This window comes from Desulforapulum autotrophicum HRM2, assembly GCF_000020365.1.
In the GTDB taxonomy this organism is placed as follows: domain Bacteria; phylum Desulfobacterota; class Desulfobacteria; order Desulfobacterales; family Desulfobacteraceae; genus Desulforapulum; species Desulforapulum autotrophicum.
Genome location: NC_012108.1, coordinates 3,496,281 through 3,519,756, shown reverse-complemented (window position 1 = coordinate 3,519,756; position 23,476 = coordinate 3,496,281). Strand labels below are relative to the sequence as shown.

The following is a 23,476-nucleotide window of genomic DNA, read 5'->3' as shown; positions in this document are numbered from 1 at the left end:
AGAAAAAAGGAAATGTCAGTTAAAATAAGATTGGCCCGGCGGGGCGCAAAAAAGAAGCCGTTTTACCGGATCGTAGCAGCAGATGTGGAGTCCCCCAGGGACGGAAAGTTCCTCGAAAGTGTCGGCACCTACGACCCCATGGTCGAACCTGCCGCCATTATCCTCAATGAGGAGAGAATCCGTTACTGGATGGGTGAAGGTGCAACCCCCACAACAACAGTTAAGAGTATCCTTAAAAAACAAGGTTTTAGTTCCAATCCTGCATGATGTTTTACCGTACCCCATATTCTCAACACACCATTATAAGGAGATGGAGTTATGAAAGAGCTGGTTAAATACATTGCACAGGCACTGGTTGACAATCCCGATGCGGTTGAGGTCTCAGAGGTAGAGGGTAGTCAGACTTCTGTTCTTGAACTGAAGGTGGCAAAAGAGGATTTGGGTAAGGTGATTGGCAAACAGGGCAGATCTGCCCGGGCCATGAGAACAATTCTGAGTGCGGCATCGGCAAAGCTTAAGAAACGGACGGTGCTGGAGATCGTGGAGTAAGCGTATGGAAAAGACTCTGTTTACCCTTGGTGTGGTAACCGGAGTACACGGGTTAAAAGGGTTTCTAAAGGTCAGGTCATTTGCCGGATCTTTAGAAACTTTTAAATCCGGGCTCGAAATGGTTGTGCGAAGGTCTGGAAAGGCAGATGAGTGCTACACGATATTGAAGGCGTCGCCCCATAAAAAAGGGATTCTCATGCAGTTTTCCGGGGTGGACCGGGATGCTGCAGAAACCTTTGTGGGAGCAGAACTTCTTGTTGACCGGCGGCTGTTGCCTGAACCTGAAGACGATGCTTATTTCTGGGAAGATCTCATTGGCCTGAAGGTCACGGACAGAACCCTGGGTTTTCTTGGCACAATCGATTCCATTATGGAAACGGGCAGCAACGATGTGTTTGTGGTGAAAAACAAGGACAAAGGCCTGAAAAATAAAGAGTTCCTGATCCCTGGCCTTGCCTCGGTTGTGATTGGGGTGGATCTTGAGAGGGGTGAGATGACGGTTGATCTGCCCGAGGGACTGTAGTGGGGACAATAAATTTTACAGTTCTGACGCTTTTTCCCGAACTTGTTGATCCGTTTTTTGAACATGGCATTATCTCAAGGGCCGTGGACAAAAATATCATTACCGGAAAATCCGTAAACATCAGGGATTTTTCAAGTGACCGCCACAACACGGTGGATGACAGGCCCTATGGGGGCGGATGCGGCATGCTCATGAAGCCGGAACCCCTTGCCCTTGCCATAAATGCTGCAAAACAGGGGTCTGCAGATTCCAGGGTGATTCTCATGACGCCCCAGGGCAGACGGTTTGACCAGGGGCTGGCCCTTGATCTTGCTGCAAGGTCCGAGGATTTGATCTTTGTGTGTGGCCGTTACGAGGGCATAGACGAAAGGGTTTGCCACACCCTTGTGGACGACGAGATTTCCATTGGTGATTATGTGATGACCGGTGGCGAACTTGCAGCCATGGTGATCATTGATGCCATAACCAGGCTTCTACCCGGCGTTCTTGGGGGAGAGACCTCTGCTGACGTTGATTCATTCAGGGATGATCGCCTGGAACATGCCCAGTTCACCAGACCGCCGGCATTTGAATCCATGGATGTGCCATCTGTTCTGCTGTCCGGAGACCACGGGGCGATCGAACGCTGGCGAAAGCGGTCGTCCCTTAAACGAACCCTTTTAAACCGGCCGGATCTTCTGGCTAAAAGAGCCCTTGATGGGGAGGAACGGAAAATATTAAAAACATGGTGTCAGGAACTTGAAGCACTTATTAATGAATGATGTATATCTGGCACTTGTCCACCACCCCGTTTCCAATAAAAGGGGAGAGACCATTGCCTCGGCCCTGACGACCATTGATCTCCACGACATTGCAAGGGCAGCGATTACCTTTGGCGTGCGTGGATTTTTTGTTGTCACACCCCTTACCGACCAGCAGGTACTGGCCCATGAGGTGATTGATCACTGGACCCGGGGAAAGGGGGGGGAGTTGAATCCCTTTCGAAAGCAGGCCCTGGAACGTATCCGGGTTGTCCCTTCATTTGAGGCGGCTGTGGCGGAAATAATGCAGGAGACAGGAAAGCCAGTGACGACCGTTGCAACCAGTGCTGCCGAGGGCAAAACCACTGTCCCCCTGGCAGAAGTTGTCCGGACGATGGGCAGGGAAAAGGCACACCTTATTGCCTTTGGTACAGCCTGGGGGCTTTCAGAGGCGTTTATCAACGATTGTGATCTTCTCATGGAACCCATCAGCGGGGTCAACGGATACAACCATCTTTCTGTTCGATCGGCTGTATCCATTATCCTGGACAGGATGGTTTCTTTGCTTTGAATTACAGAACATATTTAGGTACAAATAGAAATATTATTTAGGAGGAAGAAGATAATGAATATAATAGATCAGTTGGAACAAGAGCAGCTTCGACTTGATATGCCCGACTTCAGGGCCGGCGACGCCATCAAGGTTCACGTGAAGATTCGTGAGGGTGAAAAAGAGCGAATTCAGATATTTGCGGGTGTTGTCATTAAGAAGACCAAGGGACTTGCCTGTGCACGCTTTACCGTGAGAAAAATTTCGGGCGGCATCGGGGTTGAGCGTATTTTTCCCCTTAACTCACCCAGCATCGACAAGATTGAAGTGGTCACAAGGGGCCGGGTTCGAAGGTCCAAGATATACTACCTGAGAAACCTTCGGGGTAAGGCTGCAAGAATCAAAGAACGGCGTATGGCGTAATTTACGTATTCCATGTGGACTTTTGAACACAGGGCACAAGCCGCTGGATACAATTGCATCGCAGGCGTTGATGAGGCCGGCAGGGGACCCCTTGCCGGCCCGGTTGTGTCTGCGGCCGTTGTGCTCGATGATGGATTCCCCGATCACGGGATCATGGATTCCAAGAAACTCTCCCCCAAAAAAAGGGAGTTGCTCTACGACGTGATCATGGATAAGGCCCTTGGGGTTTGCGTGGGAATTGCCTCCCACCATGAAATTGATAGAATCAACATCCTCAGGGCCTCGCTTCTTTCCATGCGCAGGGCCGTTAACGGTCTGCCCCTTAAGCCGGATTATCTTTTGATCGACGGCACTTTTTTCATAGATTCTTCCATTCAACAACAGGTGATTGTCAAGGGTGATGCCCTGAGCGTCTCCATTGCCGCTGCATCCATTGTGGCCAAGGTAACCCGGGATCGGATCATGGTTGATATGGATCAGCTTTACCCCGGCTACGGCTTTGCCCGGCACAAGGGGTATCCCACCAAGGCCCACAAGCAGGCCCTTGTGGAACTCGGTCCTTCGCCGGTTCATAGATACAGCTTTAAAGGGGTTTGCCTTCCTTAATGGAAAATCAGAAACAGCGCCTGGGGCGACTTGCCGAGGATGCGGCCCAGGCTTTTCTCGAAAATCAGGGGTTTACCATTGTCGAGCGAAATTATAGAACCAGGGTTGCTGAGATTGATATTGTCGCAAAGGAGGCTGAGACCCTGGTGTTTGTCGAGGTCAAAGCAAGGGGTGCTTTTTCCCGGGGCGGCCCACGGGAGGCTGTTTCATTGGCAAAGCAGCAGAAGATCATTCTGGGTGCCCGTTTTTTCCTCATGGAACGGGGCCTTGTTGACGTCCGGGTGCGCTTTGATGTGGTGGCTGTTTACGAGGAGAACAACGCTTTCAGAATTGAGCTGATTAGAAATGCATTCCAGACCGATTGAAACCGATCCTGGCGGACCAGGGACCCTTTATGTTGTGGCCACCCCCATTGGCAACCTGGAGGACATTACCTTCAGGGCCGTGAGAATACTTGGCCAGGTAAAGGTGATTGCTGCCGAAGATACCCGACACACGGGCAAACTGCTTGCCCACTACCAGATTAAAAACACACTCATCTCCTGCCACGAACACAATGAGACCCGACGCATTGATGAATTCATCCTGCGGTTAAACCAGGGGGACGACATTGCCCTGGTCTCCGACGCAGGCACCCCTTCGGTTTCTGACCCGGGTTTTGAACTCATCAGGGCCTGCACCCGGTCAGGTATACGGGTCCTTCCCATTCCAGGCCCTTCGGCAGCTATTGCAGGTCTGAGTGTTTCAGGCCTTCCCACGGATGCCTTCCTGTTCCAGGGATTTCTGCCAAGAAAACAAGGTAAGCGTCGGGATCAGCTTGGGGCCCTTGCAAACGAGCGTGCCACCCTTGTTTTTTATGAATCCCCCAGACGGATTATTGCTCTTTTAACTGAATTGGTTGATATCCTTGGCGATCGACCCGGGATGCTTGCACGGGAGATCACAAAAATCCATGAGGAGTACCTGCGGGGTAATCTTTCCCATATTATCGAAAGCCTTAGTTCAAGGGCCAGCGTAAAGGGGGAGTGTGTCCTTTTTGTGGCAGGATCGGACAAGGCAGATTCTCCCATGGTTTCCCAGGAGGGGCTGGATGAGATTATCATTGAGGCCCTTCAGGATTCAACCCAGCGGACAGGGGATCTTGCAAAGGCGTTTGCTAAAAAATTCAACCTTTCCAGAAAATTTGTGTACGAGCGTATTCTTGCACTCAGGAAGGACCAGCAGTTCTAGCGTTCTTTTGCCGGAAGGCCCTTTGCGACAAGTTCTTTCATAACCTTGATTTCTTCTCCAAGAACTGAAATTTTTGTTTCCATCCCCTGGATGAGCGCCATTAGTTCCCTGGTTTCATCTGCGTCGGATACCTGTTCGGGTATCTGCACCTTTCCATGATCCCGGTTGGATCGATTCTCAGCAAGAAAGTTTAGACAGCGACGCCAGAAAAGTTCCAGGGATCTGGCTTCACCCTCCCAATCCCTGGCCATGAGCTTTTGGGTGATACGGCGAATGCACTTTGATGCGGCTGCATCGGGGAAAAGTGTCAGAAAAGGGGTCTGGGAAATGACTGACATGGGCACATGCCTATCCTCAACAACAATGCCAAGGGCAAAGAGCTTGATCCTTAAAAAGCGGTTGATCGTATCCCTCAGCTGGCCATAGGCGTTTTGGGCAGCTTTTACATTTTTCACCTGGTTGACGACAACATTAACGGGGTTGGTGTACTGCCTGTTTGAGAGCAGCTTTAAAAGGGCATAGGCATCCGTGAGGGAGGTGGGTTCCGGGGTGATGACCATGAGGATCTCATGGCTTGCCATGCAAAAGGACAAGACCTGGGTAGAGATACCGGCTGAGGTGTCAAAGATGAAATAGTCGTACCGGTCAAGGGTCAGAAACGAGTCAATGAGATGGGTGGCCTCGTCCCGGGTCAGGTCTGCCATTCTTTCCACGCCGCTGCTGCCTGGAATGATGTCAATGCCCTGGAAGTTTTTGATGACGATTTCATCCAGGGTGTGGGTCCCGAGAAGAACGGATTCAAGGTCTTTTTCCGGGTTAATCCCGGTGAGTATGTTGATGTTGGCAAGTCCAAGGTCTGCGTCAAAAAGACAGACCCGCTGGTTTGACTGGGCAAGTTCAAGGGCCATGTTGAGGCTTATGCTGGTTTTCCCAGCTCCGCCTTTGCCGCTTGTTACTGTGATTATCCTTGGTTGGGTTTTCTGTTCGGTTTTCGGGTCGGTCATCGCCCTGGTCTTTGCCCTGGTTTTCGGCTGGGCCGCTGGCCTTGGTTTTGTCTGTCCGGGCAGGGATGTGTTCGTATAAAGAAGGTTAAAAAGGCTCTTAAATCTTGAAAAAGGGATGAAAACTGCCTTGAATCTCAGGTGTAAAAATTTTTCCCTGATGATCCCCAGGGTAAGGAGGGCCAAAGGGTCGGTGATGCCTACAAGGATCACCTTTTCCTGTTTAACCAGGGGAATGATTCCTTTGTCCAGGGCTGTTCGCTCTTTGACCATGGTGGCAAGTTCCCCTTTGTGGAAGGGGTCAAACTGGAATTCCTTGATCCTGCGAAAGGGGATTCGGTAGAGGTCGTAGGTCAGTTTCTGTAGCTCAGCCTCTGTGATATGCTGCTGGTCGAGGAGCACTGAAAAAAAAGGGACCTGGGATTTTTTTGACTCCATGCGGGCAAGGGCCACGTTTCGGGGAGAAACCATGGATGCCTGCACCAGGATATCGTCCATGGTGGCAAGCTTATGGTTTGCATGGAGAACCAGGAAGTTGTCAAGGGGGGTGATGAGGTTCAGGTCGCAAAGAATTATGCCAAACAGCCGGTTTGTGTTGCTCAATGGCCTGGCTTTACCCTGTTGCTGGATGGCAAGTACCCGCATGACATCCTCATGACGGATCAATCCTTCACCTAGGAGGATCTCGCCGGTTCTAAGGGCAGAAGCGAAAGGCTGGGGGGGATGTGTCACACCTTGCAATGTCATAAAACCTAATTTGGAAAGTCAAAGCTGTCGGGTTTCATCCCGGTGGGACCGGGTCCCTGGGAATTGACCGGCAAAAGGATGGTGAAACAGGTGCCCGTATCAGAATGGCTGTCACAGGTGATGGTGCCGTTGAGATTCCGGATAATCGTGTGAACAATTGAGAGGCCCAGGCCGGAGTTTTCTTTGTTTTTCGTGCTGTTGTAGGGCTCAAACAGGTTCTTTCTGATATTGTCACTGATTCCCGGGCCGTTGTCCTGGATGGTGATTTCAATGCTTCCCGGAGTCTTTCGTTTTTCATCGATCAGGATTTTGGAAGAGCCTGGAACAAAGCGGGTTGTGACAGTTACTTTCCCGCCGTTGTCCATGGCTTCAGCAGCGTTTTTTAAAAGGTTGATCAATACCTGCTTGAGGCCATTTTTGTCTGTCCGTACGGGTGGAACCATGGGGTCGGGAATCAGGCTGGCTTCAATTCTCCTTGGCAGGAAGATTGATTTGCGGATGATGGAAAGAACCGATGAATAGAGTTCGTTGATGTTGACCCGCTCAAACTCGGCAATTTCGGGTTTTGAAAAGTTAGAGAGTCTCTGCACAAGGTCAGATATGCGGTGGATCTCTTCATCAATAACCTTGAGTTCCGATTGCACGGGGTGCCGGTCCGGGAGTTTCATGCTGAGCAGGGTCAGGTAATTGGTGATTATGACGATGGGGTTGTTCACCTCATGGACAATTTTTTGGGTGAGGGTGGTATATGCCTGCATTCGTTCGTCATGGACAAGGGATGCGTATTCTTTCCGTTGGTTGAAAGATTGAATACACATGGCTGTCTGGCGTGCAAATAGATTAAGCAGGGATCTGTTCGTGTGAAGTGTTTCCCGGTGGCAGTTGTTAACCCCAAGTACAATGACGCCAATGGGCCTTTCAAAGGTTTGCATTGGAACAGCCCATAACCCGTCACTTTCAAGGAGCCTTGTGATCTGTATGTCTGAGATTGCCCCATTGCTGACGTCCTGGGGGATAAGGCTGTTTAACATCTGGTTTTTTAAAAGGGATGAGGTAATAAGGCTTGAGGTGTTGGACATGGGAATGGCAATGGAGTCCAGCAACCGGTGGTGTTTGTCGTCGGGGTTGCACCATCCGTTCAGGAGTTCTTTCCCTTCATCAAATAAAAAGTAAAACAGTCTTGGTATGTTGAAAAGTATCCTGATGCCGTTTTCCGTGGTGGTGAGGATATCGTCAATGTTTTCTGCGTTCAACAGGTTCTGGAGTGTTCCGTGGAAAAGGGAGATTTCCTTGACCTTCATGGCAAGGGTGTTCTCTGCGGTTGCTGTGAGGTCCTCTTGTTTTGAAGGGTCCAGGGAATCCGTTACAGGAAGTCCCAGGCTCTCAGCCATGGTGTCGACCTCTTGTTTTGTTTCACGGACCATTTGGTCAAGTCTTGTGGAGGTGATTGGAAAAAGGGCGACAAGGTCTTGAGTATCTGTGCTGTTTTCCGCAAGGTCATTTGCCATAAACAGGATTTTCACAAGGTCCAGGGCATTGGCAACGGCTTCAGGGGATTCGGTCAGGTATAGCACTGCATCGGCCATCAGGGGGTTTAAACCCCATTGCCTGAAGAGCCATGAACTCACCTCTTCCGTGGTTGTCTGAAATTTATCCTGTTCTGCCTTTTTTCGATCCAGGGTCGAGGTACTGCAATTGATGATAATCGGGAGATAATCAGCAGGAAAATTTTGAAGAAGTACCAGCTGTCCGATTCGGTGAAGCAGACCTGCAAGAAACGATTCATCCGGATGGGGATATTTCTGCTCCAGGGCTATTTTTTTTGATAGGATGGCACAGGTGTATGAGCGGCGCCAGTAGGCGGCCATATCGAACTCGGGGATGGTTCTGTTTATTTTGAATACCTGCATGGCAGATACGCTGATGGCAATGTTTTTTATCGTATCCATGCCAAGGTAAACCAGGGCGGATTCGATGGTTTTTGGGGCTTTGGGAAGGTTGAGCGCTGCAGAGCTGAATATTTCAAGAAGTCTTGCGGTAAGGGCCGCATCCATTGAGATAATCCCGGCCAGTTCCCGGATGTCAGTGTCTTCGTTGTTGCAGGCTTCAATGAGTTTGACTATCACCTGGGGAAGTTGAGGAAGATTTTCCGGTCGTCCCAGGCGTTGGCCTTTCGGCCCGAACACCTGTTGTTCCTTTACCTCAACAGATTTGCTCTGTAATCCCATTGCGCCCCTTTTTGTCTTTTAACTGGCCGGTTGCAGGCTGTTTCCTATTTAATTTGATAATTATATAGTTAATTTGGCCATGGAAATCAACCCCAATGTATTTTCCATTGGGAAATTGCCTTGGAAATTCGTCCTGGTTTAGATTTAGTTTTCAAATGGTGTTCATTTATTAAATAAGACTTGACAAACCCCATGATATTCAACTACTAAAATATAATTACCCATGAAAATTCGTCAGATAAATCGGATCACTTTTCCGGAGGTATGCCCATGCAGTTTAGAAAGCGGTTGAAAACGGGTGAATTTGCCCGTCTTGTTCAGATCGATCCGCCCAAGGGAACCGATGTGATTACCATGGTTAACAATGCCATCAAGGTCAAGGGTGTGGTTGACGCTTTTCTTGTCTCAGAAATGAAAAGTGCGGTCATGCGAATGACCTCCCTCGGGGCAAGCCTTGTTCTTCAGCAAAAGGGGCTTGACACCATCGTTCAGCTCTCCTGCCGGGACAGAAACCGGCTGGCCCTCCAGGGAGATCTGCTTGCAGCAAGCGCCCTTGGGATTGCTGCCGCCATGGTCGTTGAAGGAGATCCGCCAGCGACTGGGGATCATGTGGATGCAAAAGCGGTGTACGATCTCACCGACGAGGCCCTTGTAAAGGCCATTGCCTCGTTATCAAAGGGGCGTGATCTTGCCGGGGTGGAGCTCGCCGGCAGTGTGGATCTGCCAATGGGCGTAGAGCTTTCCACCGGCCTCAGGGGTGGAGAGCGGGAAAAGGAGCTTGACCGGATGAAGCGGATGATTGATCTGGGGGTTTGTTTCTTTGTAACCCAGCCTTTATTTGAATTTTCCATGACCGAACCGTTCCTCAAAATCGCCGTCAAAAACGGAGTCACCATAATCCCCACGGTTCTTCTGGTGAAATCCCTTGGCATGGCAAGGTACATGGCCCGAAATCTCGCCCATATCATCATGCCCGAGCATGTCATTGACACGCTTCAGAAAACGCCGGACAAGGTGAAAGCCTCAATTTCCCTGGCAGTTGATATGATCCATGAGGTCAGGGAGATGGGGTTTGGCGGGGTCAATGTCTCGTGTCTTGGATGGGAGGATAAGCTTCCCGAGGTACTGGGTGTGATGAAAGGACTTAAAGGGTAGGAGGAAAAAATGGTGGAGAAATTAATCGCAAACAACAGCACTTCCGGAGCTGTGATGGTCCTGGGTGGCGGTATTTCTGGCATACAGTCTGCCATTGACCTTGCAAATTCAGGCTACTATGTCTATCTGGTTGAACAATCCTCTGCCATTGGTGGGATGATGGCAATGCTGGACAAGACTTTTCCAACCAATGACTGTACCATGTGAGTTATTTCACCTAAACTGGTCGAGGTCGGCCGGCATCTGAATATTGAACTGTTAACCAACACCGAACTTCTTGCGCTTTCCGGGGAAAAAGGGGCGTTTACAGCTCACATCCAGGAGAATCCCAGGTATGTTGACCTTGAAAAATGCACAAGTTGTGGTGATTGCGCAAAGGTTTGTCCAGTGGACTTCCCGAGTGAACACAACCAGGGACTCAACACGAGGAAGGCGACCTTTAAGCAGTATGAGCAGGCCATTCCATGGGCTTTTTCCATCACCAAAAAAGACCGATCCCCCTGCACAAACGCCTGTCCCAACAGCGTCAACGCCCACGCCTATGTGGCCCTTGCAGGTGAAAAAAAGTACAAGGAGGCCCTGGAGGTTATTCTGCGAAATCTTCCGTTACCCGGAACCATCGGCAGAATTTGTCCCCATCCCTGTGAGGAAGCCTGCCGCAGGCAGCTGGTAGAATCCCCCCTTTCCATCTGTTCCCTCAAGCGATTTATTGCAGACCAGGTCAACATTAAGGCGCTGCCAGTTCCAGAGATTCTCCCAAGAAAAGAACGGGTGGCCATCGTGGGTGCGGGCCCTGCAGGGCTTACCGCTGGGGCCTTTCTTGCCAGAAAAGGGGTCAAGGTGACCATTTTTGAAGCCCTTCCAGTGGCCGGCGGCATGCTCAAGGTTGGTATTCCCGACTATCGGCTTCCTCCAAGGGTGCTTGAAGATGAGGTTTTCTACATCACCGGCCACCTTGGCGTTGACATTCAATATAACAAGGCCCTTGGCCGTGATTTCACCGTTGATTCACTCTTTGAAGATGGGTTTGCATCGGTTTACCTGGCCCTTGGCTGCCATAAAGGCATGGAACTTGGCATTCCGGGTGAGGCCTCTGATGGGGTGATTTCCGGGGTAAAGTTTCTCAAGGCGGTGGCCCTTGGTACCTGCAAGCGTCTCACGGGAAAGGTTGTCATCATTGGCGGCGGCGATGTGGCCATTGATGCCGCCCGGACAGCCTTGAGGATGGGGGCCGACAAGGTGAGCGTTCTCTACCGGAGAACCAAGATTGAAATGCCGGCTTGGGATGAAGAGATCGAGGATGCCCTTGAAGAGGGGGTTGACATCCAATTTCTCACAGCCCCGAAAGAGGTGGTGGCAACGGATGGCAAAACCATTGGCATCCGATGTCTTCGCATGGAACTTGGAGAACCGGACAACAGTGGACGTCGACGGCCGGTTCCGGTTGAAGGCAGTGATTTTGTGATTGATACAGATTACATCATCACGGCAATCGGCCAGCGCACCGACACCTCATGCATGGATGAAAAACAGGGCGTAACCATCAACCGCTGGGGCAACATTGAAGTTGATCCCATCACCTTTGAGACCCGAAGAAAGGGGGTCTTTGCAGGCGGTGATGCTGAAACCGGTGCCTCCATTGCCATCAATGCCGTTGCCGCAGGCAATGAGGCAGGTGTATCCATTTTAAGGTTTCTTGACGATCAAGACCTTGCCCAGGGCCGTGGTCCCGTGGAATACGCCCAAAAGGAGTTTAATTCCATTCCGGACACGATGAAAAAGGCCGAGCGCCAGACCATGGCAAAAATTCCCATGGAACGGCGCCTTGCAGGTTTTGACGAGGTGGCCCTTGGATTCACCGAAGATCAGGCCGTTGCCGAGGCCAACCGCTGCCTTGACTGCATGGTGTGCTGCGAATGTTTAGAGTGCGTCAAAGCGTGTGAAGCAGGTGCCTTAACCCTTGAGACCCACCTTGAACGGCAAATCACCAGATCCATAGATGTGGGTGCCGTGATCATGGCCCTGGGTAGCCGACCCTTTGACCCCAAAACCCTTGACGACACCTACATGTACCTGCGATCACCCAATGTCATGACAAGCCTCGAGTTTGAGCGGATCTTGAGCGCAGGCGGGCCCACCATGGGCCACCTTGTGCGTCCTTCAGATGGCAGGGCGCCTGAAAAGATCGCCTGGCTCCAGTGCATTGGTTCCCGTGACACCAACCGGTGCAACAACGGGTATTGTTCGTCGGTCTGCTGCATGTATGCCATCAAGGATGCCATGATTGCAAAAGAGCATTCAAAAATGGGTCTTGACTGTGCCATCTTTAATATGGACATGCGAACCTTTGGAAAGGATTACGAACAATACTATTTAAGGGCACGGGACCAGGATGGGGTAAGATTTATAAAATCTCGCATCCACAGCGTGGACGAGGTAAGGGAAACGGGCAACCTCATACTTAATTATGTGGATGAGAAGGGCGCCATGATCAAAGAAGAGTTTGACATGGTCATCCTTTCAGTGGGCCTTGAGATCCCCATGGAAAGTCGCTCCCTTGCAAGGCGTATAGGTGTTGAGACAGATCCCCACGGCTTTGCCTTGACTTCCCCGTTTAACCCCCTTGAGAGTTCAAGGCCCGGCGTGTATGTGGCAGGGGTGTTCCAGGGTCCAAAGGATATACCCGCTTCGGTCACAGACGCAAGCGGTGCGGCCTGTGTTGCAGGCATGGCGCTTGCTGATGCAAGAAACACCCAGGTCAGAACGGTAGAACAGCCAGCGGAGCGGGATGTCACCGACGAGCCGCCAAGGATCGGGGTGTTTGTCTGCAAGTGCGGCATCAACATCGCAGGCGTTGTGGATGTGGACAAGGTGGACGCCTATGCCAAGACATTGCCCAACGTCGTATATTCGGAGATGAATCTCTTTACCTGTTCCCAGGATGCCCAGGTTGGAATCAAGGAAAAAATTGAGGAGCACCGGCTCAACCGGGTGGTTGTGGCATCCTGCACCCCAAAAACCCACGAAGATATCTTCATGGAAACCCTGGAAAAGAGCGGTCTGAACAGGTATCTGTTTGAGATGGCCAACATCAGGAATCAGGATGCCTGGATGCATTCCGAAACCCCTGAAAAGGCGACAAAAAAGGCAGAAGACCTGGTTCGCATGGCGGTGGCAAGGGTCGCAACCCTGACACCCCTCCATGAGAAGCAGATTCCGGTTACCCGAAGAGCCCTTGTCATCGGAGGGGGGGTTGCTGGAATGACGGCGGCAAAGGCCCTTGGAGATCAGGGGTTTGAGACGGTTCTTGTGGAAAAGGAGAAGCGCCTCGGCGGTCTTGGTAACCGGCTTGTCTCAACCATTGAGGGGGGCGATATCAGGGCCTATGTGACCCAGTTGGCAGAACGGATTGAAAATCATGAAAATGTCCAGGTACTCAAGGAATCTCTCATTGTCGGTTTTACAGGGTATAAGGGAAATTTTACCACCGAAGTGCTGGTGGGACCGGGCATGTATGAACGAAAGATTCACCATGGAGTGGTGGTTGTGGCCACGGGTGCTGACGAGTACACCCCTGTTGAGTATCTTTATCCTGAAACGGACCGGGTGACAACCCAGGTGGAACTTGCCCAACGCCTCCATGATCAGGGTGCCGGAGACCTTGAGCATGTGGTCATGATCCAGTGCGTGGGATCCAGAAACGATGAAAATCCCAACTGTTCGAGGGTCTGCTGTCAATCGGCCGTTAAAAATGCCATTGCCATCAAGCAGGGCAACCCCGAGGCCACCGTATTCATCCTCTACCGGGACATGAGAATGTATGCCCTGCTTGAGGAGTACTATACCGAGGCAAGACAACTGGGTGTGCTCTTTTTCCGGTTTGACCGCAACGACCCCCCCGTGGTTGAACAGACCGACAACGGCCTCACGGTTACCTTTACCGATCATGTGCTGGGTGTGAAACTCAGTGTGGAGACCGATCTTGTGGCCCTTTCCGCAGGCGTTCAGGCTGCAGATACCCAGGAACTTGCGTCTCTTCTCAAGATTGGCCGCAATCCCCAAGGTTTCTTTATCGAGGCCCATGTGAAGTTAAAACCCGTGGATGCCACCACAGAAGGGGTTTTTATCTGTGGAACGGCCCACGGTCCAAAACTCATTTCTGAAACCATTGCCCAGGCCCTGGCAGCGGCCTCAAGGGCCGTCACCTTCCTTTCCAGGGATTATCTCACCCTTTCGGCCGTGACTGCCGAGGTCGACCCTGAAAATTGTGCGGCCTGTCTCATCTGTGTCCGATCGTGTCCCTATAATGTTCCGGTCATAAATGCCGAGGGGGTGAGCTACATCGACCCGGCCCTTTGCCAGGGGTGCGGTGTTTGCGCTGCTGAATGCCCGGCAAAGACCATCAAACTCAACTGGTATGAGGATCAACAATTGCTCAGCAAGGTGGAAGCCCTGCTGGAGGAGGTGTCATGACAGAGGCTTTTACTCCCGTTATTCTTGCCTTCTGCTGTAATTACTGAGGCTATTCAGCTGCGGACCTGGCAGGTTCCATGCGGTTGAAATGTCCGGCGGATTTCAGAATTATCCGCCTTCCGTGTACGGGGAAAATAGACCTGATTCATATCTTAAGAGCCTTTGAACGGGGTGCGGACGGCGTCTATGTGGTCGGCTGCATGGAAGGTGACTGCCACTTTGGTACGGGTAATTTCAGGGCAAAAAAAAGGGTGAACGAGGCGGCCCGGCTTCTTGATTCCGTAGGGGTCGAAGGGGAGAGGGTTCAGATGTACAACCTTTCCTCTGGAGAAGGCCCCCTGTTTGCAAAGTATGCCATGGAGATGGATCAAAGAATAAGGGCTCTTGGCCCCTCCCCGGTTCGGGAGGCGATCAAAAAGGATAAAGCGGCGGCCTGATATGGGCTGGAACTGTCAATAAAAGGGGTCAGAAAATGATAATCGCCGATAAAAAACCCATTGAAGAGATCATCGAAGAGATCAAAGGTTTCCAGCGCATTCTGGTGCTGGGCTGCAACGAGTGCGTTACCGTGTGTGAGGCCGGGGGCAAGAAAGAGGTTGAGGTGCTTGCCTCGTTGCTCAGGATGCACTCGATCAAGGAGGGGGAGAAAAAAACCATAGACGAGCGAACCCTGGAGCGCCAGTGCGACCACGAGTATATAGAGGAGGTCCGGGATATTATCGACCAGTACGATGCGGTTCTTTCGCTTGCCTGCGGGGTGGGGGTTCAGTTCATGGCGGAGAAATATAAGACCACCCCTGTTTTGCCGGGGGTCAACACCTGTTTTCTCGGCGCCACGGAACAGCGGGGGGTCTGGACGGAACGGTGCCAGGCCTGCGGATCCTGCGTACTTGCAGCAACGGCAGGTATCTGCCCCATTTCAAGGTGTGCCAAGCGGGTGATGAACGGTCCCTGCGGCGGATCAACCAAGGGGAAATGCGAGATCAACCCCGAGCTTGACTGTGTCTGGCAGCTCATCATCGATCGGCTCAAGGCCCTTGGCCGGCTGGATGATTACGAGATTGTGGCACCCATCAAGGACTGGTCAACGGAACGGGCAGGGGGCCCCCGAAAGGTCACAAGGGAGGACGTTCAGGTATGAAGCCATTGACGCCAAGCAGACTTGAAAAGATATTAAAGTTGGGCCATGTTGCCGTAACCAGCGAGTGCGGACCCCCAAGGGGAAGCGACCCCATGGCCGTTATTTCCAAGGGTGAATTGATTCGAAACCATGTGGATGCCGTGAACATCACGGACAATCAGACCTCCATGACCCGCATGTGTTCCCTTGCCGCCTGTATTCATCTTAAAAAGCTCGGCATTGAGCCCGTGCTCCAGATGGTCACCCGGGACAGAAACCGCATTGCCATTCAGAGCGACATCCTTGGGGCCGCAAGTTTTGATATCAACAACATCCTCTGCCTCACCGGTGATCACCAGAGCTTTGGGGACTCGGCCCAGGGCCAGAATGTCCACGACCTTGACTCCATGCAGCTGATCCAGACGGTCCGCATGATGCGTGACAGGGGAAGATTTCTTGGCGGAGATGAGATTAAAAGGCCCCCTGCCATGTTTGTGGGGGCTGCGGCCAACCCCTTTGCCGATCCCTTTGAGATCCGGGTGCCCCGGCTTGCCAAAAAGGTGGCCTGCGGTGTGGAGTTTATCCAGACCCAGTGCATCTACAATCTTGAGAAATTTGAACTATGGATGGAGGGGGTAAGGGAGAGGGGCCTTGACGAACGGGTGTTCATCATGGCCGGTATGACCCCCATGAAATCTGTGGGCATGGCAAAGTTCATGAAGAACCGGGTGCCGGGAATGGATGTGCCCGATGAAATTATCAAGCGCCTTGCAGGCGTGCCAAAAGAGCACCAGGCCCAGGAGGGACTCGACATCTGCATTGAGGCCATCCAGCGGCTCAAGGCGTGCAAAGGGGTGTCAGGCTTTCACATCATGGCCATTGAGTGGGAGGAGAAGGTGCCTGAGATTGTGGAAAGGAGCGGGCTTTATCCCAGACCTGAGGTCTAACGTTCGATTTGAAGCAACAAGTGACATTTTTTGTCAACCATATGGGACAAAAAATGTCATTTGTTGTTTGCAGGCATGACTGCCTATGGGTGAGTGCCTGACCGAAAACCCATGTTTGGATGAAAACTTGCCCAGATGCAAGGCGCAAGCAAAACTGAAACCGGAGCGTACTGTAGTACGTGAGGATTTCAGCAAAATTCGGTTGTTGGGTTGCACGTTTATTGCATTAGCAGATTGCTCAACAATTGAACAAAATGTTATCTTTAGCGTCAGGAGAAATTAAAATGGGTTTTGCCATCAACACCAGCGCATCGGCCCTCAAGGCATTTGGAACGAAAATGGCTGTTTCAGCCAACAATGTTGCCAATGTATATTCCGATGATTTTAAAAAGAGCCGTGCCCTTGTTACAGAAGGCCAGAACGATGCTGTCAAGGTTGACATCTCAAAGGTTGACACCGGGGGGCCCGTGGAAACCCGAATGATGAATGGTGAAGCCGTTGTGCCGGAGTTGTCCAACACAGACCTTGCCGGGGAATTTACCGACCAGATTATTACCCAGCGAGCCTTTGAAGCCAACACCAGAACCATTCAAACTGAGGATCAGATGCTGGGCACCCTTCTCGACATCGTTGGCTGACAGTATGGAACAAAGGTTCTCTTAAATGAATTTGCATGGGCTGGTTTAGGGGCTAAATGCCCCCTTGGGGCTGTTTCAGGGGGAGGATCACGGTAAAGGTCGTTCCCTGGTTGACCTCGCTTTCCACATCAATGTAGCCGTTCATGGCATCGACAATGCCCTTGACAATGGGCAGCCCAAGGCCTGTTCCTGTGATGTACCTTGTTCGTTCGTTTTTTATTCTGTAGAAGCGTTCAAAGATTTTGTCCATGTAACGTGCGTCAATGCCAAAGCCATTGTCCTTTACCCTGACCCTGAGGTTGGTGCCGGTGACCGTGCAGTCAACCTGGATGGTACCCTTTTCCGGGGTGTAAATGATGGCATTGGAGATGAGGTTGCCAAAAACGCTTTCAAGGGCAAGGGGGTCGCCTTTGATGGGCGGAACAGGGGTTTCAGGCGGGGTGAAGGTCAGGGTCTGCTGCTTTGCTGCGGCCCTTACCTCCAGAAATTCGCAGATAGCCTTTAAAAGGTCATCCAGTTGCACCTCTTTAAGCTCCTTGATCTCCATGCCAGCTTCGATGCGTGATAAGTCAAGAAGATCACCTATGGTTGAAATAAGACCGCCTGTTTTTTCCCGTGCACGGGAGAGAAGATGCTGGTCATCCCCACCTATCGTCTGCCCAAGGCCACCCATGACCATCTTGAGCTGTTCGTGGATGGTGGACAGGGGGGATCTTAATTCGTGGGACACCTTTGCCACAAATTCCGACTTAAGCTGATCCAGTACCTTGATGGTCGAGATGTCCATGATGTTGACAACTGTTCCCATACACTCCTTTTTTTCGCCAAGCACGGGCCTGCACAGGACCAGAAGATAGGTTTCGTTGCTGATCTTTATCTCCTTGGAAGGGATGTCGTTATAATCGATGTACCTGCCACGGGAAATGTCCATGACAAGTGCGCACACCTCTTCGTCGTTGACATACTCGCAAATGGATCCCGCCGGTTTTTTCCCAGGGACTTTTTTATCAGTGTCGATGTGCAGAAGTTTGTAACAGGCCGGATTTAGAAGGACCACCTCTCCCTGGCTGTCGGTGACAAGCACCCCGTTGGGCAGCGATTCCAGGATGGTGTGAATCCGGCTCTGCTCCGTGTTGAGGTCTGCCAGGGTTCTTCGTCTTTCCCTTTCCATTCGCTGGGCATTGATCTTGAGTCTCAGGGTCTCGTTGGCCCGTTTGATCACCATGCGAAGCTGATCAGGTTCATAGGGCTTTGGGATAAAGTCATAGGCCCCCATTTTCATGGCCTGGATGGCCGTTTCCACAGTGGCGTAACCGGTGATCACGATGACGATGATTCCCCGGTTCATGGCCATGATCTCTTTTAATACTTCCATGCCATCCATGCCCGGCATCTTCATGTCCAGGAGTGCGATGGAGATGGGGTGGCTGTTTATGATATTTAGTCCCTCTTCGCCCCTTTCAGCAAGGAAAACTTCATAACCCATGCGTGAAAGAATGCGCTGGGCACCTTCCCTGAGGCTTGACTCATCATCGATCACTACAATTTTTTCAGGGTTGAGTCTTTCCACCGTTCATGCCTCCCTGTTGTCTGATTCAAGTGCTCTTATGAACTCGCCTGCCTCAACGTCGATTTTTGTCCAGAGCAGCAGGGTTCGCCGTGCTGCGTGGGCAAGGGGGGTTAGTCCGTCAATAAAGGGGATACCTCTGGATTGTGCAAGCTTTTTCCAGAAATTGTTTTTATGGCCATAGTTAAGATCCACCACAAGTTCGCAGGCCTTTATCTCCAGACGTTCTATGATGGATGCAAACTTTGGCGCCTCATCAGGGCTTGAGGCGGACGATGCATTAATGAGGATGTTTGCAGTGCAGGGTGACGTTGAAATATCCTTTAAACGGACCGCTTCTCCTTCAAGGGTGGCCAGGAGGGTGTCAAGGTTTTTTTTGTAGCGGCCTGCGATTTGAACCCTTTCACACCGGAGCCAGTTGAGGATAAAGACAACGGCTTTTGCAGCCCCTTCAGCTCCGAAAATCAAGGCATTTCTCCCCGCTGTATCAAATCCAGCCTTTTCAAGGGTGTCCATGAATCCGATGGCATTGGTGTTGTACCCTTTGAGGGTTGAGCCCGTGCGGACAACCGTGTTAACTGCCTTGATGATATTGGCGCCCTCGCTCAGGACATCCAGGTGGGGCAGGATTGACTCTTTAAAGGGATTGCCGATGTTGGCGCCATCAATGTTGAGGCATCTCATGGCCTCCATGGCCTGTCCAATGTTTCCCGGATCAACCTTGAACGGCACGTACACCCCCCGGATGCCGATGCGTTTCATTACCCGTGAAAACATGACCGGGGCCCTGGACCTGAATGCCTGATCATCACTCATTATGGCAAAAACTTTCATGCACTCCTATTGAATAAAGCATGGCGTTAATAGCGGCTGTTCAATGTGGAAACCAGGGTCAATGCATGTAATTTATTATACCTGCCTGTGACAGTCACCCCCAACCATCTCATTTAGTATGGGTTGACCCTGTGGGCACCTTACCTGAATCCACTGATCTTTGACGTATACGAATTCACCAGGGAATTAAGTAAGGTGCCTCCAGAATTTTTTTATGTTGTCAGGCGCTTTACGCTCTTGGTTATTTCTTCTGCAGAAGCAGGTTTGGGAAGGTAATCATCGGCCTCCATGGCCATTCCATCGGCATGGGAGTAGCGGGTTGATCCCACATGGTCAGCCACAGCCGTGAGCATGACTATGGGAATATTGCAATATTTCGCGTCTTTTTTAAGTTCTGCACACACCTCATACCCATCTTTTTCCGGCATCATCACATCAAGGACAATGGCGTCATACAGCGCGCCATCAGGGACTGCTCTTATTTTTTCCATGGCCTCCACGCCGTCAAATGCCACATCAACCTGAAATCCTTCTTTTGCAAGATTGGTCTGTACGATGGATGCAAAATCAGGCTCGTCGTCAACAACAAGTATTCTTTTTTTTTCGTTCATACTGTTCTCTCCCTTGTAAAATGGTGAATATCAAGTCTGTACCATAAAACTACGACAGGTGAACTAAAGAAAGTGTTGCGAAGTGTTTATATGACCGGCACGGCCGGAACAGGGTATATGTTCTGGGCCAGAACGAATGATGAAACGCTTTTTTTTGCAATGCTTTGGTGAGTATTTCATCTAAAATATATATGGGGTCCCTATCCCTGTCAACCGAAAATTCAGTAAATTCCGGGGGTGAGATCCTTTGAAAGCTTCAGGGGAAGCAGGATGATAAACCGGGTTCCCGTGGGTTCCCTGTTTTCAGCCCAGATCCTTCCCCCATGGCTTTCAATGATACCATAGGCCATGCTCAGTCCAAGTCCTGTTCCCTTTCCCACCTCCTTTGTAGTAAAAAATGGTTCAAATATGGTTGAAAGAAGGTTCTTGTCAATCCCGGGTCCTGTATCTGATATTTCGATTTTAACCATGGTTTGGTCCGCTGAAAACCCTGTCCTGATTTCAAGTCTGCCCTTGCCCGCCATGGCGTCTGCCCCGTTGAGGATAATGTTCATGAACACATGGTTGAGTTGCTGGCCGTCGGCCGGAATTTGGGGTAGGGTCTTGTCGTAGGTTTCGACGATATCGATGTTCTGGAATATCGATTGGTTTTTAAGCAGAAAAAGGGTTCTTGAGACAATGGTGTTGATGTCGTGGGGTCTGACCTCGCGATTGGTCTGCCGGGCAAATTCCAGTAGCTCTTTTACGATGGCACTACATCGTTCTGCATCCCTCTGGATTCTTGAAAGGTCGCTCTTTGCGTCGTCTGAAAGCTCGTGCTCTTCAAGCATGAGCTGGGCGAACAGAGTGATTCCCCCAAGGGGGTTGTTGAGCTGGTGGGCCACACCTGCGGCAAGTTTGCCCAGGGAGGACATTTTTTCCGCCTGGAGAAGCTGGGTCTGGGTCTTTTCAAGTTCCGCCTCCATGCGCAGGGTCCCTGTGAGATCGTGGAAAAAACCAATGGTGGCAATTTCCCTATCCCCCTCGTAGACGATGGAAGCATTGAGGCTGATGGGGATGGTGGTGCCGTCCCTTTGAAGGGCAAGCTGTTTGTAAGATCGGATGACGCCTTTTTTACCATGGGCATCGCTCCTCAGGTAACCCATGATCCTATGGGCGTCCCCCTTGGGATAGAGGTTTCGGATGTCGAGGCTTTCAAAGGCCTCTTCCTTTGAATACCCTGTGATCTCGGTTGCGGCCCGGTTAAAAATGAGAATTCTACCGGTCATGTCCGCGGCAATGACCCCGTCCACGGCGCTGTATATGAGATTTCTCAAAAAAGCGTTGGAGGCGATGCGTCGTTCATCGCATTCGTCCAGGGAGGGAAGGTGGAAGTCAAGCACGACAATGGCAGGGGTATCATTTTCCTTAATTTCCATGGGGTAGGCATAGAGGCAGGCGCTGGTGCAGTTATCCATCCTGGGGAGGCTGATGGTGGGTTTGCCCGTTCGAATTACCTCCCTTACCGGACAGTTGGCGCAGGGCTTCGGCAGGTTGTAGAGGGCGCTGTGGCAAAACTGACCCTTGATATCCTGACCGGAACCCGCACTTTTGTCAGGTTTTGTCCTGGATGCAAGTATCGTGTAATCGTCTGAAATGACGATAATCTGGCGTTTGAGGGTCTCAATTGCCCCCAGCAGGTAATCGTTTGTATCCATGTTTTTGCCCATGTTTACTCTATAAGTTATCTTTTTTGAATTGTCAAGAATTTATGAATGAAATTCATAAAACGATAAATTCTTAGAGGATAATAACTTAATACTCTTGACTTTTCCGTGCTTTTCTGGAAAAGATATTCCGGCTAATGCTCTAACCACTAAATTAGTAGTCTGTAAACAGGAGGATCCATGATTGTTGCGGAGAGAAAACCCTTTGATGAGATCAAAAATATGGTGTCAGGCTATAAACGAGTCCTGACCGTTGGATGCGGTACCTGCGTCGCTGTCTGTCTGGCAGGAGGATCAAAAGAGGTTGAGACCCTGAACGCAGAGCTTAACCTGGCCTTTGGCAAGGATAAAATCAAGTTTGGCGCAGAAACCCTTGAACGCCAGTGTGACATGGAGTTCCTGGCAGAGCTTGATTCAAAGATTGACGAATACGATGCCCTTTTATCCATGGCCTGCGGTGCCGGCATTCAGTTTCTTGCCGAACGTTTTCCCAACAAACCGGTTTTCCCGGCGGTCAACACTTCGTTCATCGGTGTCAACCTGGATGTGGGATGGTATGAGGAAAAATGCCGGGCCTGTGGCAATTGCGTCCTTGCCATGACCGGTGGTATCTGCCCTGTGACCATGTGTGCCAAGAGTCTTTTCAACGGCCCCTGTGGCGGGACCAACCAGGGAAAGTGCGAGATAAGCAATGATCAGCCCTGTGCCTGGTACCAGATCCATGAGCGTTTGGCTGCCCAGGGACGGCTTGACCAGATAATTGCGATCTCACCACCCAATGACTGGAGCAATCAGAAACCGAGAAAAGTTATTCAACCCGGTTATGAAGAGCGGGTCAAGACCCTGGGGCGATGAGCAGCCGGTTTTTGTTTAACCTTTACGATTTGAGGGAGAGATCAATATGAAATCAGGAAGTAAGTTAGAGAGAATTCTTAATGCCGGACACTTTGCCTTTACAGGGGAAGTAGGGCCCCCAAGGGGCGCAAACGTAGAAGCCCTGAAGGAAAAGGTGGCCCACCTCAAGGGTGTTGTGGATATGGCCAATATCACAGACAACCAGACCGCCATGGTCAGGATGTCAAGCTGGGCCGCCTCGCTGATCTGCATGGAGGGGGGTGTTGAGCCCAACTTCCAGATGGTGTGCCGGGATAGAAACCGCCTTGCCATGCAGTCCGACATCCTTGGGGCCTATGCCCACGGCATCCACAACATGCTCTGCCTTTCCGGTGATCACCAGCAGTTTGGTGATCACCCCCAGTCCAAAGGGGTATTTGACCTTGACTCCATGCAGCTCATCGGCATGGTGAAAAAGATGAGGGATGAGGGCAAGTTTCTGGGTGGAGCCGACATTGATGTACCACCGAAAATTTTCATCGGTGCCGCTGCCAACCCCTTTGCCGAGCCCTTTGAGTGGCGGGTTCACCGCCTTGCCAAAAAGGTTACTGCGGGTGCTGATTTTATTCAGACCCAGTGCGTCTTCAACATGGAGAGAATCCGTGAGTGGATCCGCCAGGCAAATGACATGGGATTGACGGACAAGGTGTTCATTCTGCCTGGAATTACCCCCATGAAGAGTGTTGGTATGGCAAAATATATGAAGAACAAGGTCCCTGGAATGGATGTTCCCGATGAGATCATCAAGCGTCTCCAGGGGGTTGACAAGAAAAAAGTTGCCGATGAAGGTATCAAGATCGCCTGTGAGCAGATTCAGGAGTTCAAGGAGATGAAGGGCGTTGCAGGGGTTCACCTCATGGCAATCGAGTGGGAGCATAAGGTGCCTGAGATAGCCGAACGTGCGGGAGTACTGCCAAGACCTGAAGTTTAAAAA

Annotated in this window: 23 protein-coding genes; 17 read left to right on the top strand and 6 right to left on the bottom strand. The window is 51.1% G+C overall.

The annotated features are described in order from the left end of the window. Positions 1-12: 12 nt before the first annotated feature. Genes rpsP through rsmI form a run of 9 tightly spaced genes read left to right on the top strand, consistent with a single transcriptional unit; the run spans position 13 to position 4,621 of the window. Positions 13-267, top strand: a complete 255-nt coding sequence (gene rpsP, locus HRM2_RS15310) for a 30S ribosomal protein S16 (RefSeq protein ID WP_015904946.1) — start codon at positions 13-15, stop codon at positions 265-267. A gap of 51 nt (positions 268-318) precedes the next feature. Continuing rightward, positions 319-549, top strand: coding sequence for a KH domain-containing protein (locus tag HRM2_RS15305; RefSeq protein WP_015904945.1), 231 nt, complete (start codon positions 319-321; stop codon positions 547-549). A gap of 4 nt (positions 550-553) precedes the next feature. After that, positions 554-1,072, top strand: coding sequence for a ribosome maturation factor RimM (rimM, locus tag HRM2_RS15300; protein WP_015904944.1), 519 nt, complete (start codon positions 554-556; stop codon positions 1,070-1,072). Continuing rightward, the gene (gene trmD, locus HRM2_RS15295) at positions 1,072-1,833 is read left to right on the top strand and encodes a tRNA (guanosine(37)-N1)-methyltransferase TrmD (protein ID WP_015904943.1); all 762 of its coding nucleotides are present in this window, start codon (positions 1,072-1,074) and stop codon (positions 1,831-1,833) included. Before rimM ends, trmD begins: the two co-directional genes overlap by 1 nt. Further along, positions 1,826-2,383 carry an RNA methyltransferase gene (locus tag HRM2_RS15290; RefSeq protein ID WP_015904942.1) on the top strand — a complete coding sequence of 186 codons (558 nt, stop codon included), beginning with the start codon at positions 1,826-1,828 and terminating at the stop codon, positions 2,381-2,383. The genes trmD and HRM2_RS15290 overlap by 8 nt, the downstream gene beginning before the upstream one ends. Positions 2,384-2,437: 54 nt before the next feature. Then, positions 2,438-2,785, top strand: coding sequence for a 50S ribosomal protein L19 (gene rplS, locus HRM2_RS15285; RefSeq protein WP_015904941.1), 348 nt, complete (start codon positions 2,438-2,440; stop codon positions 2,783-2,785). Positions 2,786-2,797: 12 nt separating this feature from the next. Beyond that, positions 2,798-3,391 carry a ribonuclease HII gene (locus tag HRM2_RS15280; protein ID WP_015904940.1) on the top strand — a complete coding sequence of 198 codons (594 nt, stop codon included), beginning with the start codon at positions 2,798-2,800 and terminating at the stop codon, positions 3,389-3,391. Continuing rightward, complete coding sequence (locus tag HRM2_RS15275; protein WP_015904939.1) at positions 3,391-3,756, top strand: YraN family protein; 366 nt, start codon at positions 3,391-3,393, stop codon at positions 3,754-3,756. Before HRM2_RS15280 ends, HRM2_RS15275 begins: the two co-directional genes overlap by 1 nt. After that, positions 3,737-4,621, top strand: a complete 885-nt coding sequence (gene rsmI / locus HRM2_RS15270) for a 16S rRNA (cytidine(1402)-2'-O)-methyltransferase (RefSeq protein ID WP_015904938.1) — start codon at positions 3,737-3,739, stop codon at positions 4,619-4,621. Before HRM2_RS15275 ends, rsmI begins: the two co-directional genes overlap by 20 nt. Here the strand turns inward: rsmI and HRM2_RS25380 are convergent. Together HRM2_RS25380 and HRM2_RS15260 are read right to left on the bottom strand one after the other, a co-directional pair. Beyond that, entirely contained in the window at positions 4,618-6,354 is a 1,737-nt protein-coding gene (locus HRM2_RS25380) for an AAA family ATPase (RefSeq protein ID WP_232364045.1), read from the bottom strand. The genes rsmI and HRM2_RS25380 overlap by 4 nt on opposite strands. 20 nt (positions 6,355-6,374) lie before the next feature. Further along, positions 6,375-8,597: an HDOD domain-containing protein gene (locus HRM2_RS15260; RefSeq protein ID WP_015904936.1), complete on the bottom strand. Its 2,223-nt coding sequence runs from the start codon at positions 8,595-8,597 to the stop codon at positions 6,375-6,377. 270 nt (positions 8,598-8,867) lie between these two features. On the opposite strand from HRM2_RS15260, the gene HRM2_RS15255 reads away from it, so the two are divergent. From HRM2_RS15255 to HRM2_RS15225, 6 genes are all read left to right on the top strand, one after another. Then, positions 8,868-9,752, top strand: a complete 885-nt coding sequence (locus tag HRM2_RS15255; RefSeq protein ID WP_015904935.1) for a methylenetetrahydrofolate reductase — start codon at positions 8,868-8,870, stop codon at positions 9,750-9,752. Positions 9,753-9,761: 9 nt separating this feature from the next. Next, positions 9,762-14,225: an FAD-dependent oxidoreductase gene (locus HRM2_RS15245; RefSeq protein ID WP_015904934.1), complete on the top strand. Its 4,464-nt coding sequence runs from the start codon at positions 9,762-9,764 to the stop codon at positions 14,223-14,225. Beyond that, entirely contained in the window at positions 14,222-14,662 is a 441-nt protein-coding gene (locus HRM2_RS15240) for a hydrogenase iron-sulfur subunit (protein ID WP_148214647.1), read from the top strand. Before HRM2_RS15245 ends, HRM2_RS15240 begins: the two co-directional genes overlap by 4 nt. A gap of 35 nt (positions 14,663-14,697) precedes the next feature. Then, the gene (locus HRM2_RS15235) at positions 14,698-15,366 is read left to right on the top strand and encodes a methylenetetrahydrofolate reductase C-terminal domain-containing protein (protein ID WP_015904932.1); all 669 of its coding nucleotides are present in this window, start codon (positions 14,698-14,700) and stop codon (positions 15,364-15,366) included. Then, positions 15,363-16,292 (top strand): methylenetetrahydrofolate reductase, encoded by a 930-nt coding sequence (locus HRM2_RS15230; RefSeq protein ID WP_015904931.1) that lies wholly within the window; start codon positions 15,363-15,365, stop codon positions 16,290-16,292. The genes HRM2_RS15235 and HRM2_RS15230 overlap by 4 nt, the downstream gene beginning before the upstream one ends. A 284-nt stretch (positions 16,293-16,576) precedes the next feature. Beyond that, positions 16,577-16,930 carry a flagellar basal body rod C-terminal domain-containing protein gene (locus HRM2_RS15225; protein ID WP_015904930.1) on the top strand — a complete coding sequence of 118 codons (354 nt, stop codon included), beginning with the start codon at positions 16,577-16,579 and terminating at the stop codon, positions 16,928-16,930. A gap of 52 nt (positions 16,931-16,982) precedes the next feature. Here the strand turns inward: HRM2_RS15225 and HRM2_RS15220 are convergent, their stop codons facing one another. The 4 genes from HRM2_RS15220 to HRM2_RS15205 form a co-directional block, all read right to left on the bottom strand. Continuing rightward, entirely contained in the window at positions 16,983-18,500 is a 1,518-nt protein-coding gene (locus tag HRM2_RS15220; RefSeq protein WP_015904929.1) for a sensor histidine kinase, read from the bottom strand. A gap of 3 nt (positions 18,501-18,503) precedes the next feature. Further along, entirely contained in the window at positions 18,504-19,331 is an 828-nt protein-coding gene (locus HRM2_RS25375; protein ID WP_049770461.1) for a shikimate dehydrogenase family protein, read from the bottom strand. Positions 19,332-19,543: 212 nt separating this feature from the next. Beyond that, entirely contained in the window at positions 19,544-19,942 is a 399-nt protein-coding gene (locus HRM2_RS15210; protein ID WP_015904927.1) for a response regulator transcription factor, read from the bottom strand. A 221-nt stretch (positions 19,943-20,163) separates the two neighbouring features. After that, complete coding sequence (locus HRM2_RS15205) at positions 20,164-21,639, bottom strand: two-component system sensor histidine kinase NtrB (protein ID WP_148214646.1); 1,476 nt, start codon at positions 21,637-21,639, stop codon at positions 20,164-20,166. A 189-nt stretch (positions 21,640-21,828) separates the two neighbouring features. Between HRM2_RS15205 and HRM2_RS15200 the strand changes: the two genes are divergently transcribed. Continuing rightward, on the top strand, positions 21,829-22,503 hold the full coding sequence (locus HRM2_RS15200) for a methylenetetrahydrofolate reductase C-terminal domain-containing protein (RefSeq protein ID WP_015904925.1): 675 nt from the start codon (positions 21,829-21,831) through the stop codon (positions 22,501-22,503). Between the two features lie 46 nt (positions 22,504-22,549). Continuing rightward, positions 22,550-23,473 carry a methylenetetrahydrofolate reductase gene (locus tag HRM2_RS15195; protein WP_015904924.1) on the top strand — a complete coding sequence of 308 codons (924 nt, stop codon included), beginning with the start codon at positions 22,550-22,552 and terminating at the stop codon, positions 23,471-23,473. Positions 23,474-23,476: the final 3 nt, after the last annotated feature.